Source organism: Streptomyces sp. 11x1 (assembly GCF_032598905.1).
In the GTDB taxonomy this organism is placed as follows: domain Bacteria; phylum Actinomycetota; class Actinomycetes; order Streptomycetales; family Streptomycetaceae; genus Streptomyces.
The window spans coordinates 2,465,259-2,481,953 of the sequence record NZ_CP122458.1; the positions used below are offsets into that span (position 1 = coordinate 2,465,259).

1 protein-coding gene (cut by a window edge) is annotated in these 16,695 nt (G+C 72.1%); it reads right to left on the minus strand.

The genetic code is table 11. The features are described from left to right. A protein-coding gene (locus P8T65_RS10910) for an EndoU domain-containing protein (RefSeq protein WP_316725220.1) crosses the window boundary here: on the minus strand, positions 1–16,695 show its 3' portion. The gene runs 15,012 nt beyond the window's last position; 16,695 of the gene's 31,707 nt are visible here — the last part of the coding sequence; its start codon lies off the right edge, out of view; the stop codon is at positions 1–3.

The window sequence follows — 16,695 nt, forward strand, 5'->3', positions numbered from 1 at the left end:
CTAAGGCAGCCGGCCGTCCTTCTTTTGCGCGGTCAGCCGGGCGAAGTCCTCCCGCACCGCCTCGGGGAAGAGTTCCGGACGCTTGCGCAACAGGTTCGCGAGGTCCGCCGAGGTGAGTGCCAGATCGCGCAGCGGCACTTCGGTGTCGGGCGCGAGCTCCCAGGTGGCGGTGGCCGACCGCGAGTAGCCCATGCCTTCCACGTCATCGCGTCGCACATGGGTGTCCAGCACGTCCCGGGAGTCGAGCAGCGCGCGGAACTGCGCACCGAAGTCCTGTACAGCCGCGCTCTGTTCCGTCGAGGACCTTTCGGCGGAGCCGTCCACGGCTCCTGGGACGTCGTTCGTCGGCCGCTCGCTCTGCCCGGTGTCCGGGGCCTGGCGGCGGCTTCGGGGGAGCGAGATCTGCGAAGGATCCGCCCAGACGAGACGGGTGTTGACGTCGTCGGGACGGAACCGCAGCAGCGGCTCGCCACCGGGCTGGTGGGAGTGCAGGATCTTCTGGAACACCTTCTCGCTGAACGGCGACCTGGGTTCCGCCCAGTACATGTGCGGCCCGTGCTCGACGCCCATGTCGTTGGCGCGCATCTCACCGACGACCCGGTCGTACGACCGGGGAGTCAGCTTCGAACCGCCCGGAGTCGAGAGGTCGAAGGTGTCGTGATCACCCGTGATCGGCCGTTCGACCCCCGCGCCGTCACGACGGTAGACGAGACCGTCCTTGACGGCGAAAGTGCCCTCGTCCTTCAGCCGTGCCATGGTCGGCGCCAGGTCCGCGAACTCGTCCAACCGCTGGTCGTAGCGCTCCTTGACACGATCCCACGACTCATCGTCCATGTCGGAGGGACGCTCGGGCAGGTGCGGCTCGAAGTAGCCGACCAGGCCGACGTCCTGGAGCCTGGCGCCGAGACGAACGTCCACTTCGTTGATCGTCTTCGCCTTGATCTTCAAGGGCTTGGGCAGCGCCCCCCTGGCCAGCCAATGGGGCGCGGCGGGATTCGTAGGCCGGACATCGATCACCAGACCGCGCTCCCACGCGAACTGACGGAACTTGTTGAAGTTCTTCACCGGTATGCCGTACTGCCGCTCCGCCACCTCCGGCGTCACGACAGCCCCAGGGCCTTCCGAGCCGCTGTCCCGGGCCGTGCGGGGTGCGGCGGTGGAGTCCTCCGAGGGCCCGGCCGCGTTGGTGCCTGCCGGTCGGTCGTCAGTGGCGTCGCCCGAAGTCCGGTCCGGTCGGGCCAGCAGGTACTCCCGGCCTCTGCGGTACAGGATCACCTTGCGGCCGTCCGGCTGGTCGCCGGTGGCACGGGTACGGGCGGTGCCGTCCTCGGCGACGACGGTCACGTCGGCGCGGAGGACGTCGGCCGCGTGCCGGGCCGCGGCCTGCTCGGTCGCCTCGTCCCAGACGCCGCCCTCAGCGGCGGCGCTCGTGGCGTCCTCGGGGCGGGTCGTGTGCGGCTGGGCCGTGAGGAGCGCGCGCTCCTCACGGGTGACGTCCGGCAGGCCGGCGACGACGGCGGACCAGAAGCCGTTGCCGTCGCCCGCGGGTTCGACGAGGGTGTGGACCGTGTCGTCGGGGCCGGTCAGCGTCGGCGTCCGGCCCGGTGTGAAGGCCGGGCGCCAGGGACCGGAACCGGCTGCCCACGGCGCCGTGGTGTAGGCGGGCCGCGCCGGCCGGGCGGCCGGCGATTCGCGGTCCTGCGCCGCCTCGGCGGGCGCGGGAAGCGGGGGCTCCCGCCGGGCGTCGGCGGAGGGCAGGGCCGGCCGGTAGTGCTGGTCCTTCAACTGCAGCACGACGTGGGGCAGCTGATCCTCGGCAGGGTCTGCGACCTCGGAGAGCGAGGGCCAGAAGTCCTGGAACCGCCCGTCCGCGCCGACCACGGTGACCCGTACACCGAAAGCACGGGCGGCCAGCACGGGCAACAGGTCCGCGGCGCCGTGGTCCCATCCCGCGCGCTTGGGGGCGTCACCCCCGCGCAGCAGCTGCTCCCGGGCCAGACCCTCACGCTGTTTCTCCGGCAGCACGGTGTGCAGCGGTATGTGGCCGGAATCGGCGAGCTCGCGCCGCTCGGACCTGTTCAAGGGCATCGTGCCGGGCTTCAGGTTGCTGATCCGGACGGTGCCCGTGGAGGTGATCCCGCCGGCCTCCAACTCGTCGCCGCTGAACGTGTCCCCGGTGTCGGGCGAGGTGACTGCCAGCAGGTCGGCGTGGTGGTGCAGCTCGTCGGCGAGCAGACGTCGCAGACCCCCGACCAGCTCCTGCCGGTCCGTCACGTCCACCCGGGCGCGGAGCCTTTCCGGGTCGGCGTGGTGCAGTCCTTCGGCGAGGGCGTGGTAGAAGCCGTCCCCGTCCTCGGGCACGTCGTACAGCGTGTACGACTGGCGGCCCTGCGGCGATTCCGGCGAGATGAGCAACTCGGGATCGCCGGGCGCGCCCTCCTGGACGACGTACACAGGGCGCTCGGGGTCCGGATCGCGGTCCGCCGCGGTGAACACCACGGCCGGCGGTTCGGTCAGGCCCGCGCGCGTCTCCGGCTCGCCCGGCCGGTGTGCTTCGGCCGGCAGCCGGTGCCAGCGGGTGAGCCGGTCGGCCTCCGCCCGCACGCGGTGGTACTCGCCGACCGCGTCCTCGGCACGTCGGCGCAGAGTTTCCAGCAGCTCACTGTTGTCCGGCTCCGGGTTGTTCTCCGGCTCCGAGGTGTCCTCCGGCTCCTGGGTGTTCTCCCGGAGTTCGGCCAGTTCCCGGCGCGTTTGCCAGTACGCGCGGTCCGCACGTGCCCAGGCGTCGCCCGCCTCGGTGACCTGCGTCCAGGCGTCCTGGACCACGGGCGGGAAGTTCCCGTCGTCGACGAGGCCCAGGTCCCGGGCGACGTCCTCACTCACGAGCACTTCGAGCACGGTGTCCGCGTGGACGCCCTGCGGAAGGGGCCTGACCCGGCCGAACGCCAGCCATCGCTGCACCTCGGCGATGCCCAACCAGGCGGTCGGGACGGCGAACAGGAAGTGGCGTCCGCCCCGCTCGGTGCCGGTCGCGGCGCTCTGCCTGGCCGAGACGGCATGCCTGTCGGCCTCGCCGGAGGCGGCCGTCCCGGAGACGGCCGGGAGCGCCGAGCCGGCCTGGCCGGCGGACAGGACCGGCTGCAGGGTGGCCGAGACGCCCTGGCTCGCGCTGTGCGAGAGCGCGGTGCCGGCGCTGGTGGCATCTCCTTCCATGGTGATCATGGCGCTGTCGGGGAACACCGTCAGCAGGGTGGCCCGGGAGAGGTCCGGCTTGGAGTAGAGCCGGTACTGGCCGTGGGACCAGTTCACGGACGTGTCGTCGTCCAGTCCCAGAACGCGGTAGCCGTCCCGGGCCCCGCTCTCCGCGAAGAACGGGGCCAGCGCCGCGTCGCTGATCGCCTCGTCCAACGCCAGCCCCGAGACCGTACCGGGCCGGGTCAGCGCCGAGTCACGGGCCTTTTCCAGCGCCGCGTCCAGAGCGCGTCCGGTCAGCTCGCGCCCTCGGTCCGGCGTGGCGTCGACGCGGGTGCCGCAGGCCGCGGCGACGGCCAGCTCGCCGGCCTCCCTGAGGTTGCGCAGCCCGCTGACACGGCGGACCTGGAAACCCTGAGCCGGCGGCTCGAAGGGCGCCCTGGTGCCGTCGGGCCGTGCAACGGAACGCCAGTCGTCGATGTCCTGCTGGGAGAGTTCCCCCCGTGCCCGCAACCTGACCGACCGCCCGGTCGTGTCCAGCGTGGGCGTGCCAAGTGGATCGCCTTCCGTGACGGAGCGGGCCTCGGGGACCGTAAGACTCAACGGCATCTGTTCCCGCAGCAGGCCGACCGAGCCCTGGTGGGTGACGGTCTCGCCGTTTCCACGGTCGAGGGTGAGGCGCAGTTCGTACCCGGTGAGGTATTCGGCGTGCGGTCCGACCGTGTAGAACATCTGCATCCGCTGTTGCGTGCGGGACCGGCTGGAGGACAGCTGGTCCGCGGTGCCGAGCCGCCCGCTCAGGCCCGCCCGCACGGCTGTGAGATCCCCCGGGTGCGGCGACGCGGCCGAGGAGACGGTCCCCACGCCCTGGGTGATGCCCCAGCCGACCCCACGGGAGGTTTCCGCGGACCTCTGCTCGGTCTCGCTCACGGTGGCGACCCGGGCGTCCCACACGACGAGTCCGTGGTCGAGGCGGTCGAATGTCGACTCGCCGGCGATGAGCTCCACCCGCAGGGAGCCGAAACCACCGCCGATACGGATACCTGCCAGGTTCCGATGGCTGAGGCGGGTGCGGGCGGCCGCGCCGGTGGAGGTCATGTGCTCGCGCAGGGCCCGCAGCGCTCGCGGAGAGACCATGTCACGCAGCCGCTCGAGCCCCGTCTCGTCGACGGCGACGCCCCGGTTCCGCAGTTCCTGCATGAAGGCGGTCAGCACATTGCCGGTGTCCAGCTCGCCCGCGGCATACGAGCCGAAAGGGTGGTCGTGCAGCCACTTCGGAAGCGTCCACGGCCTGGCGGTGTAGCGCGGCACCCGGCCCAGCCCGTCCTGGATGAACCCGAGCTCATGCGCGGCCTTCTCCGGCAGGTGCCCCAGCCAGTCGTTCGTGAACGTCAGCCGCCTGCCGGCGAAGCTGTTGCGGTTCCACGAGCTCAGCAGCGGGCCGAGGGCGCCGCCCGGGCGCAGCGAGCCGGCGAGTTCGTGCCGGGTGTCACCCGCGACCAGGACGTGGTGGCGGTCGTCCCCATGGCCGACCTCGAAGGTCACCGTACGCGAGACCGCGGTGGCCGTGGTGAGGGAGCCGGCCCGGCCGTACGACAGGCCGTAGGCGGTGGTGAGCACTGTCCCGTCCCGCCCCGTCAGCGCGTGCGCGGCGGTGACCCCGAGGGACCAGGCGGAGGAGCGGGTGGTGCTCGCCGATCCCGCCGCCTGCAGATCCATGGAGAGCGAGTGTTCGGTCGCTATCGTGACGGGCTTGGACACCACGACCAGATCGTGGACCCGGATCCGGTGCACCACGGTGCCGTCCTGGTCCCGCAGGCCGCCCTGAGCTCTCAGCAGCAGCCGGGACCCGGCGGAGGCGGACGCCTGGTCGAAGCCGGCAGCAAGGTACTGCGGTTGGAAGTGCCGCATCAGGAAGTCGTGCGGCAGGGCGCCGGTCCTGGTGAAGCGCCAGGACCCGCCCGACAACTCCGCCATCAGCTCTTCGGCGGCGCTGTTCAGTTCCGGGTGCGCGCCGATGCTGAGCGTCTGGTAGGGGTGGCTTCCGAACACGTTGTGCCAGGGGCCCTCGTCGCCGGACACGTCCTGCCCGTGGCTCTCGGACGCGGTCAGCAGGTCGCCCCGGGCGTGCGGCTCGCCGGTCACCAGTGCACGTGCTTCGGTCATGTCCAGTGGTTCCACGACGGATCTCGGGCTGCCCGCCCCGTCCGCGTGCGGATCCGTGGCGGGGGTGTGCTCGTCCGGCACGGACAGCAGGACCCGGCCCCGCATCGACGCGAGGGCGCTATCCCCCTCCTGCCGGAGGAAGGACGGCATGCCGAGTACGCCCAGCGAGGCGGCCCTCGCTCCGCTGCGGTAGCGCGAGAACCCGTCGATCCTCGCGGTGAGTTCCAGGTCGTAGCCGAACAGGTGGGACGATGTCGAGCCTTCGGCCAGTGTCTCGTGCGAGACGGTTGAACCGTGGTCGCCGCCGCGGCCCTCGGCGCGCTCCCACCGGGGGCCGGCAGAAACGGTGACCGTATGCCGCGACCCCTCCGCCGGGTCGACCCGTACGCTCGCGTCGGTCCCCGCGCCGATGGCGCGCGTCACCCCGTGCGAGCCGTCGAGGCGTGTCGTGCCGGGCGCGGCGGCCCTCACGGTGAAGTCGTTCTGGGTGCCCTCGTAGCGGCGTCCCGTCAGTACACCGCTGATGTGCAGCGACAGGTGGGGGCGCAGCAAACCGGTCGGCCTGGCCATCAGGTCGATGGTGATCCCGGTCGTGGTGAGTGCCTCGAGGCTGCCGGCCACGCTGTGGTAGGACAGCACGTTCATGACCGTCAGGGTGTTCTGCAACGCCAGGTTGTAGTGCAGCATGTCCCGCCGGCGGCGGCTGTTCGGGGTGCCGGACTCGCCCAGCGGGACGAACAGGTCCGGATGGCGGGCAGCGGCCTCGTCGATCACCCTGTCCGTGAAGGTCTCCAGCAAGCCGCGCCGCCCATCCGGGCCCGCCAGGTTGCCGCCCGCGTGGGTGAGGGTTTCGACCCTGCTCATGCCGAGCATCGCAGGGCGGTCCGGGGTCAGGTACAGCGGAGCGAAGGGTTCGACGGCGTTCCTCGCGCGCAGGGTCGTGCCGTCGTCCCAGCCCGCGAGGCGACGTGCCTCGGTGTGTGTCATCCGGTCGAGACTCCAGGTCTCGACGCTGACGGGCTCGCGCACACCGGGCAAGCGCACCGTCACCGTCTTGACGACCCGGTACAGGGCCGTCGGCGCTCTCTTGACCCTGCCCACGGTCTTACGGCTTCCCGAGCCTCCGAAGACGGTGCCCTGCGTGGTGCTGCGGCTGAGGCTGCCACCGACACCGGCCACGACCGGGCCCCAGGCCGGGTTGCCCAAGTCGAAGAACTTGCCGACGCCGGCACTGAGTTCTCTGCTGGACGTCCTGGAGGCGACGCGTTCGTTCGTGACGGTCTGCTGGATGGTGCTGCGCAGCTCGACGGCCTTGCTCTCGGTGAGCCACTCGGCCTCGCCGGGCACGGCCCTCTCCACGATGACGGCCCCCAGCGGCGACCCGTCGTCCGCCGACAACAACCCCGTCGTCACAGGGCCCCGGGCCAGCCGGTCCGCGAGACCGTGGAAGTTCTCCGAGCTGAAGAAGCCGACGATCCGTTCACGTGCGGCCTTGTTCCCGGCGCCATCCAGCTCCAGCTTCTCCAGGATGAGGTCCCGCAGGCGCTTGACGGGCCCGTATCCCTCGGTGTGCACCAGCCGGTAGTCGGACTGCGGCCCCAGCTCGATCCTGCTCGGCACGCGGCCCGGTTCGCCGGGTGCCGTCGCACTGTCCGGCAGCCGCACCGCCAGCCCGTGCCGCACGGCGAAGCCGAACGTGTCCTCGCCCGGGACGCCGCTGTCGCGCCCTCGGCCGGCACTCCCGAGCCGCGGCGGACCACTGACGGAGACCTCGTACCACACGTCGTCCAGGTGGAGGTGCGACCCGTCCTTGGAGTACTGCTCCAGCCTGGCGGTGCTCCGGTCCCCCATGACGTACTGCTGCGCGCGGGTGACCCCGGCCGCCGCGCCGACGCGCGCGGACACCGCCCACGCGCCCGGCCACAGGGCAACGCCGGCCGAGAGCCCCGTACTGCTGGACACCTTCTTGGTGGTGCCCGTGGTGACCCTGCTTGCCTGCTCCGCCAGCCGCACGGCCGGATCAGCCTGGACATCGGCGAACCGCTCCCAGTTCCCGTAAGGCCGCGTCGTCACTCTGAGCACCTGGTCCAGGCCGTGGCCGAAGGCAGGGGACTCGTACCCGTCGCCGTCGAAGACGTGCGCGGTGGCGCCGAGCGCGCGCCGCAGGTCCTCCAGCGCCTCGTCCAGGCCGGGGGTGCTGCTGCTTCGGCCCGCGCCGAGCCGGTCGGTGATCTCCTGTACGACGCTGTCGACGCCGCGGAGGGTGTACTGGCTGAAGCCGAAATGCTCCGGCAGCCGACTGTCGTCGTCGAACAGCACCGGTCCCGCCTGTGGCGACGGTGCCGGCATGGAAAGGTCGATACGCGGCGGCCGGTGACTGTCGAGCTGCGACTCGATCCGGATCGAAGCGTCTCGCCTCTCACCAACCTCAGGGGCGGCCTCGGCACCCTCCTCGGACGCCGCGTCATCCTGGTCCTCCGGCTGCCCCGAAGAGCGCTCGTCCGCCTCACCGGGCCGAGCAGGCCCGTCACCGGTGGTACCGGCGAACGAGGCGACGGCGGAACCGAGCACGGGCGAAACGACCTCGGCCGACGGCACCTGGGATGCGTCAGCCGCAGCGCCCGACTCCCCGGCAGCTACCGGGGGCTCGGCTGCGGGCCGTGGCTGCTGGACCGCCGCCGGTTCGCTCTCCTGGGCCGCCCCAGCCTCATCGGACGAGGAGAACGGCGCCGACAGGGCACGGCCGACGCCCGGCGACCGACGCCCGTCGGCCGCCTCCGGTTCATGGAACGACGACTCGGCGGGCACCGCTTCGGTGCGGCCGGAAGGGGCCGGCGGCACAGCGGGGCTCGCGGCGCGCGGTCCGCCGGCGGCAGCCACCTCGTCGTCCTGACCCGCCGGTTCCGGCTCACCGGTGACGTCACCGGCTCCCGGCCGCTCCTCGTCGTCCTCCGGCTCGGGCGCGGCCTCCTCCTCCGGGTGGGCGTTCGGTGCGCCCGCGGGGGCAGGACGGTAGGCGGGCGTCCGCGCGGGTGCGCCGGGGGCGGTGATGTCGTCGTCCGCCTCGACGTCCGACAGATCCGACAGATTGTCGCCGTCGGTCGTGCCGGGGGCGATCAACAGGGACAGGCCGTTGATTTCCGTTTCGTCCAGGTCGTCGAAGTCCGCCGGCGGGGCCGACGGGGCGCCGGACGGGACGTTCGAGGGCCAGTCACCCCTCTGCGAGGGATCGGGTTCACGCAGTGTGGTGGGCCGGCCGAAGGGGTCGGCGAATGCGAGTCGCTCGACGGCCTGGCTCAGAGCCCGAGGTCCGTCTTCCTGGTCGGCGTCGGCGGGCAGTCGCCAGGCGTCGGCGGGCGGCGCCCAGCCGTTCACCAGTTGCTCGACGAAAGTGCGCAGCTCGGTGCCCCTCGGCAGGAAGCCGACGATTCCACTGGCCATGCGGCGCAGGTCGCGCCCGACCACGAACAGTGTGTGATGGGCCTGCTCCACGTCATCGGTGCGCAGCAGCGTCAGCCCGACCAGAGCACCGTTCGTCTGCGACACGTTCGCGGCTCGGATGACGGCACCGGGCATCTCTTGCCGAACCTTGTCGAAGGTCTTGTCCATCCATGCGAGATCGGTGCCGGGCGCGGGGTCGAGATGTATCCGGACGGTCAGCTCGACAGCGCGCTGACCGTTGGCGAACAGCAGGTGCCGGACGTCGAAGGGGAGCACCCGGCCGTCGTCGCTCGCGACCGTCACCGAGGGAACCCGCACCTCGCCGACCGGCCCGGAGCCGGGCCAGGTGACGTGCGGTTGTACGTACGTGGGCCGGAAGACGAGATGCCGGCCGTCGCGTACCAGGCCCTCGATGCGGACGTCTGCGGCCGTACCGACCCAGTGGTACGTGCCACGGTCGTCGACCTGTCTGACAGTGCCCGCGTCGAGCGCGGACCCGTGCGCCTTCTCCACGTTGCCCAGCAGCGTCTCCGGTTTCCACTCGCTAGGGAACATCACATGCTGGTCCCCGTCCACGTGCTGCTCCCATGCAAGGGGCAGGAACGGGCGGCCCGGACCCACGCGGAGCCCGGGGTGGAGGAAGAAGACCTCGGCGTCGTACGTCTTGTTGTGGTGCTCCTGGCCGCGGTTGATCTGCAGACCGTGGAACCTCATCTGGTCCGCCCGCGTCAGTCCGGGTTCGTGGTGGGCGCCGGTGCGGGTGCGGCGGTCGCCGTACCGGACCAGGTCCTCCACACGACGGCCGAAGACCGGACCGCCGTGAGGGCCGACGGCAGGTGCGGGGGGTGCGGCATGAGTCGGAGTGAGGGTGTCGGCCTGGTCGTCGCTCGGGCGGAAGCCGGTGAAGACCCCCTGCGAGACCTCTCCCTCGATCCACACGCCGGCGTACTCGCCCCGCCACGTGTGGACACCGGGCCGCCCGGGCACGGACGGGACGGTGCCGTTCCGCAGGGCGTGCAGGTAGGCCTGCTCGGCGGCGTAGACCGCGTCCTCCTCGGTCCAGTGCGCGGGGAACATCATCAGCCCCGGGTCCGGCTGAGCCGGAAGCAGGAGATCGCCTGCGATCAGGTCCGTGAGGTTCTCCCGTACTCCTCGCCGGTGCATGTCCGGGTACGTGGCACGGTAGGTCCCGTTGGGCCTGGCCGTGCCCTCCAGCGTCACGGGCCGGGGACGGCCGGAGGCCGGTGGCGGGGTGATGCGCCCGCCCCCACCGGTGCGGGCCTCGCCGTACAGCGCCGACCTGCGCACGTCCAGGGCGAAGTGGGCGCGCGTGGGCAGCCCGTCCGCGCGCGGGTACAGGGTGTCCTCGGTGAAGAAGGCCACCCCGTGCGCGGTCCGGCGGTCGGCCGTCCCCAGGGCGTCCTCGATCCACGCCCCCAGCTGGCGCAGGTACCGGGGAGCGATCCGCATCCGGCCCCAGTCCGCTCCGACGGCGTGGTCGTTGTCCACGGCGGGGCGGCCCCGGTGGTCGCGCTGGAAGTGGCCCATCAGACCCTCGTCCTCGTACACGGCGCGCTGGCGGTTGCGGTTGCCCTCCCGGTACTCGTCCTCCAGGCCCATCAGGTGCCCCACCTCGTGCGCCAGCACGTGAGGTTTCGTGTCGGTTCCCCAGTTCCTGTGGTCGGCACGCGGATAGTCGGAGTGCACGGTCACGATGTGGTGTGCGGAATCCCACTCGGTCACGAACTCCAGGTCGACCCGGAAGAGATCCCCGTTGGGCAGCCGGTGGCCGGTGTTCCACCGCTCGTCGACACCCTGCTGGGCGCGCTGCCTCAGATCGGTGAGCGCCTCCTCGGTGATCTGCTGGCCCGGTTCCTGGTTGAGGAACAGGCGGACCGCCGCGACGGAGCCGAACTCGCCCGACGGCAGCCGGTACCGGCGCGCCTCGAAATTCCTGATCCACAGGCAGCCCCCGTAGGGCTCCCCGACCCACCGGGCGTCCTGGAACGGGACCGGCCGGATCCGGGCGCGGCCGGTCTCCACCGCGCCCGGGAAGGGCACCTCGGGTTCTGCGCCGGGGACCGGCGTGTCGGGGTCGGAGGCGCGGCCGGTCTCCACCGCGCCCGGGAAGGGCACCTCGGGTTCTGCGCCGGGGATTGGCGTGTCGGGGTCGGAGGCGCGGCTGGTCTCCGTCGCGCCCGGGAAGGGCACCTCGGGTTCTGCGCCGGGGACCGGCGTTTCGGGGTCGGAGGCGGGACCCGGCTCGGAGGCGGGACCCGGCTCGGCGTGCGGGTGGGCGTTGCGGCTGAGTAGATCCACGACGGACTGCCAGACCCGGCCGGCCCAGGCGCCGAGCCGCGCCGACAGCCCGGTGAGCGCGTCCCAGATGCCCCGCAGGTGTCCGCGCAGACGGTCCCACACGGCCGGGTCGGCGTCAGCGTCGAGCGGTAGACCGTCCCGCGACTCCTCCACAGGAGGCCGCGCCGCGGACGGGTCCACCCCGGCGGATGCCGGGTCCACGGTGTCATCGGTGGCGTGCTGCGTCTCGCCCCGGGCGTCTCGCGCGCCCTCCGCCGTGCTCGGCAAGCCCTCGGCGGGGGCGGAGCGCGCGCCGGAACGCCAGATCCCTCCCGCGTTGAAGTCAGGTGTGCCCTCGCCGCCGCGCGGGCTGTCGTCGCTGGGCCGGCTCATGTCCAGGCCGGGCAAGCCGGATTCCGTGTCGGAGCCGGGCCGGCCCGACTCCGACACGCTCTCGTCCTCCCAGACGGGGGGCGACGGCCAGTCGCCCCGTTCCGTCGGATCGGGTTCACGCAGGGTGGTGGGACGGCCGAACGGATCGGCCACGTCGAGGGCGTGGCGCAGTTCCTCCTGTCCGAGTTCCGCCGCCGTCGCGTCGGTGTCGGCGGGCAGCCGCCACCGGTCGGCGCCCGGCGCCCCGTCGTCCAGCAGGTCGACCGCGAGCTGCCGCAGATCGGCCGGTGCCGGTACGAGCTCCATGAGCTGCTGCGGAAAGTCGTCCACGTTCTCGGGACCGACCTGGAGGGAGTGGTGTGCCTCCTCCGCACTGTCGACCCGGACGAGTTCGAGCCGCAGCAGGGGGCCGTCGCTGCCGGACCTCCGCCACGCCCGGGCGGTTCCGGAGGCCGTCGACCTCAGGAGCCCGTCGAACTGAGACTCCAGCTGAGCGGTGTCGGTGCCGGGCGCAGCGGCCAGGTGGAACCGGATCACCAGTTCGACGCCCTGCTGCCCGTTGTCGAACAGCACGTGCCGGACATCGAGCGGAAGGGACCGCCCGGCACCGGAAACCGACGCGGAGTCCAGGGCCTCGCCGACCGGCGCGCGGCCGGGCCAGCGCGGGTACGGCTGCACCGCGGTGGGCCGGAACACGAGATGCCGGTCGTCACGCGCCAGTCCCTCAACCCGCACTCCCTGGGCCGTGCCGACCCAGTGGTAGGTGCCGCGGTCGTCGACCGGCCTCGACATCCCCCGCGCCACGGCCGCGTCGTGGGCGGCCGAGACGGCGTCCAGCACCGCGTGCGGCGCCCAGGCGGCGGGGAACATCACGTGCTGGTCGCCGTCCCGGTGCGGGCGCCAGTTGCTCGGGTCCGCCGCGCCCTCGGCGTCGTGCGGAGACACAGAGGGGTCGAGGAAGCGGACTTCGGCCTGGTAGGTGCCGTTGTCGTTCTCCTGACCGGGCCTGATGACCAGGCCGTACCGCATCTCGTCGACCTCGTCGACCTTGGGCGCGTGGTGGGCGCCGCCGAGGGTGCGGCGGTCGCCGTAGCGGACCAGGTCCTCGACCCGCTGCCCGAAGCGGGGACCGCTCTGCGGCGTGCCGAGCGGCACCGGCAGCGCGTAGGCCGGGGCGGGCGTGCCGGGCTGGTCGTCACTGGGCCGGAAACCGGTGAAGACGCCCCCGACGACTTCCCCCTCGATCCGCACGCCCGCGTACTCACCGGTCCACACCTGGGTGGCGCCGCGGCCCGGGGCGGGCCGGACGGCCCCCTCCCGCAGGGCGTGGAGGTAGGCCTGCTCGGCCCCGTAGACCGCGTCCTCCTCCGTCCAGTGCGCGGGGAACATCATCAGCCCGCGCTGCGGGTGGACCCCGGCCAGGTCACCGGCGCCGGGCAGCCAGCGGTCCTCGGCACCCGAGGACCCGTCCTCCGGATACTCGGCCCGGTAGGTGCCGTTGGGACGGGTGGTGCCGTCCAGCACCAGAGGCATCGGACGAGACGACCCGGCACCCGGGGCCAGGCGGCCACCGCGTCCGGGACGCGACTCCCCGTGCAGCACCGCGCGCAGGACATCCGGCGAGAACCGCGCCCGGGCCGGCGGCGAAGCCGGCCGGAACAGGTCCCTGTCCTGATCCGCCCTGTTCGGGGCCGTTCCCTCCTCAGTCCTGCTCTCTTCGCCGTTCTCCTCGTTCTCTTCCCCGCGGGTCTCCCAGTCCCTGAGCGTGGCCTCCAGGGATGCCTTGTCCCTGGCCGACAGCTTTCGGGCCTGCTCGATGCCCGCTCCGAGCTGACGCAGATGACGGGGAGGGATCCGCTGCGTACCCCGTCCCGAGTGCCGGGCCTCGGACATGAGGTCGGTGTCCACGAGGAAGCGTCCTGTGGGGTCGATGTGGCTCGCCCCCATCAGCGTCCCGTCGAGGTACACGGCGCGCCGGCCGTACTCGTCTCTCTCGCGGTACTCGTCCTCCAGGCCCAGCAGGTGGCCCACCTCGTGCGCGATGGTGTTCGGCCTGGTGTTCGTTCCCCACTCCAGGTGGTTCGCGCGCTCCAGGTGGCCGTACACGGTGACCGTGTGATGGGCGGTGTCGGGATCGGTGACGAACTCCAGGTCGAGCCGGAAGACATCCCCGTCGGGCAGCCGGTGACCGGTGTTCCACATCGCGTCGACGCCTGCCCGGGCAGACTCCCGCAGACGTTCCAACTGCTCGTCGGAGGCGAAGGAGGAGCCTCCGAAGGACTTCTTCAGATGCACGCGGACCACCGCGCTGGTCGCGAACTCCCCGGAGGGCAGCCGGTACCGGCGTGCCTCGAACCTCCTGATGTCGAGTGCGCCATCGAGCGTACCCACCCAGGGGCGCAGGGCCTTGCCGTCGGGGGACGTCTCCGCGGGCTGCACCTCCAGGCGTTCCACCTCGCGCGCTCCGGCCGCCTCCCGCCTGAGCACCCAGTCCCCGGCGGGTCCCATGGCGCGCAGCGACCGCTCCCGCGGCGTCTCCGCTTCCTCCGCGGCCGCTTCCTGCCCGGCGGTGTCCTCCCCGGCCTGAGCCGTGCCGGTGGCGTCCGCCGTATCCGCGGGCCCCCCGCTGCCTGCCGGCGTCTGAGCGGACGAGGCACTCGGGGACGACGGAGCGGACCGCGGTGCCGGACGCGCGGAACCCTGCCCCGCGGGCGCCGTGTCGTGGCCGGTCTCCGTCATCGCCCCTGCCTCGGAGGCCTGGTGCGCCGGGAACACCCGGTGGTACAGCTCATTGATCTTGCCGGTGGAGGACGGGTTCGGCACCTGGCCGTTCAGCCAGAGCGACACCCTGCTCGGGCTGACACCCAGCCGCCGGGCCAATTCCGTCTTCGTCTTCAGCACGCCGGCCAGGTCGGTCAGGCGGGACAGGGTGGTCCGGTAGGTGTGGAGTTCCTCGGGGATGACGCGTGCGGCGTACGCGGCGATCCGCTCGCGCATCGGCCAAGGCGGTACGGACCTGCCCGCCAGCCAGTCGTCGAGCATCGCCGGGCTCACCACGATGGCATAGCCGCTGAGCGCGGCGGCCACAGCCCCATGCGCGACGGACGTGCTCCGGCGGTTCGTCCACTCCCTCGCGTACAGCAGTTTCAGAATGCTGCTGGAGGACGCGGTGGTGTCCTGTCGCCGAGCGCCGTCCGAGGTGAGTCCGCCAGCAAGTACCCCGGCCGTACCAGGCTGTTCGAGTCGTTGGTCCAGGCGGGGCAGGGCCGGGGGCTCTTCGTCGTCGGCGTCCGGTTCGTGTCCCGGGAAGTGCCGGTGGTACAGCTCGTTGATCTTGCGGATGGAGGACGGGTCCGGAACGAGGCTGCCGTTCCGCCAGCGCGACACCGTGCTCGAGTTGACACCCAGTCGCTGGGCCAAATTCGTCTTCGTCTTCAGTGCGCCGGCCAGGTCGGTCAAGCGGGACAGGGTGGTCCGGTAGGTGTGGAGTTCCTCGGGGACGGCGCGTGCGGCGTACGCGGCGATCCGCTCGTGCATCGCCTGATCCGGGGAGGACCAGCCGTTCCGCCAGTCGTCGACCGTTGCCGGGTCCACCACGACGGCGTCGCCGCTGAGAGCGGTGGCCATCGCCTCGCGCGCACGCGACCAGCCGTGGTGGTTCTTGAGCTCCTTCGAGTACAGGAGTTGCAGAAGGGCGGTGGTGTCCTGTTGCGGTGCTCCGTCCGCCGTCTCGTCCGGGGAGAGCTCGGCGAGCAGTCCGCCGGGCTCACCCGATGGCCCGGAACCGGTCACCGCGTGCTCGCCATCCTGTCCCGCCAGGACTGCGTCCCGCGCCGCTGCCCCGTCGCGCCGGTCCCCTTGGGCGGCGGCATCGCCCTCGTCCCGCTCGTCCGCGGACCCCGCGGGGCTCCCGGCGGTTCGGCGGTCGACCGCGGGTTCTGTGCCGGGGCCGGCCTCCGTGATCGCCGTGGCCACGGAGGCGCCCGCCTCCATGGAGAGGCGTTCCGGCGCCCGGTCATCCGTGTCCGGGGCCTCTTCCTCGTACGGCATCCGGGAGTAGTCGTCCATGACGTCGAACGGCATCCGGGAGTAGTCGTCCATGACGTCGAACGGCATCGGGGAGGCGTCCTCCGTGAGGAGGTCCTCCTCGTCGCCGTACCGGGTCTCCACCACGGGGGTGGAGGGAGTCCCGCCGATCTCGGCTGCCGCTGCCGGATCCTGCGCGGCGTCGCCCGGGGGCTGTTCGGCGAGCAGGTCATCGGCCTCGCCCCACTGGACGAGCCATTGGTCCAGGTGAGACAGGTCCAGAGGCTCTTCGTCGTCGGCGTCCGGTTCGTGTCCCGCGCGGCCCACCTGCCACGGCGCGTCGGACTCGACCAGCGCACCGTCGACCATCCGGGTCACCGTGCGGGTGCCGGGCGGGACGGGGGTGAAGGTGAACGCCTCGGGTGTTCCCTCCCCGGTGCCGAAGGGGATCCAGCGGTCGGTGCTCACCTCGCCCGAGGCCAGCAGCTCACCGCCGGCCTCGTCGGCCTGCTCGTTCTCCCGGCTCGCCGGGAGAACGGAGTCGCCGCCGTGCACCATGGTGTAGTCCACCGCCGACGCCACGTCGATCGCCATGTCCCCCGCGCCCTCCGGCCCTGACCGGACGGCACGTTCCCCCTCCTCTTCGAGTTGCGCACCGTCCGTGAGCTGCGCGTCCAAGAAGAAATCCGGCTCGTTTCCGGTGAGCTGGTCAGGCTGCTCAGCGCTGTCACCGAAGTCGACGCCCAACGCCCGCAGCCGGTCGCGCATCGACTCGTACGCTGCATCGATTCGGTCCCTGTAGAGCATGGACGGAGCGCGCTTACCGGACATCAGCTCCGCCACATAGTCGCTCGCACCATCGAGGCTTCTGGCCACGGCCCTGGTTGAGCCCCACCACTTTTCCAGGTCAGCCAGCTTGCCGCGGGCGTCGTACGGCGTGACGCGTGCTGTGACGTCGGCGGCGGTGACCGTGCCGGTGGGGCCGCGTTCATCAAGCAGGGCCAATGCCGCGTCGAACCGATCGGCGGTCTCAGACGGCGGGGTCGTGACATCGCCGAAGCGGTAAGATTGCACGTCCAACACCTCGACACCGAGGATGTCTGCCACGGCCTCGTACGACGACCCCGGCCGTTCCAGCAGGCGCGCCGTCTTGGACTGGAGGGAGCTCCAGCGGCTGCG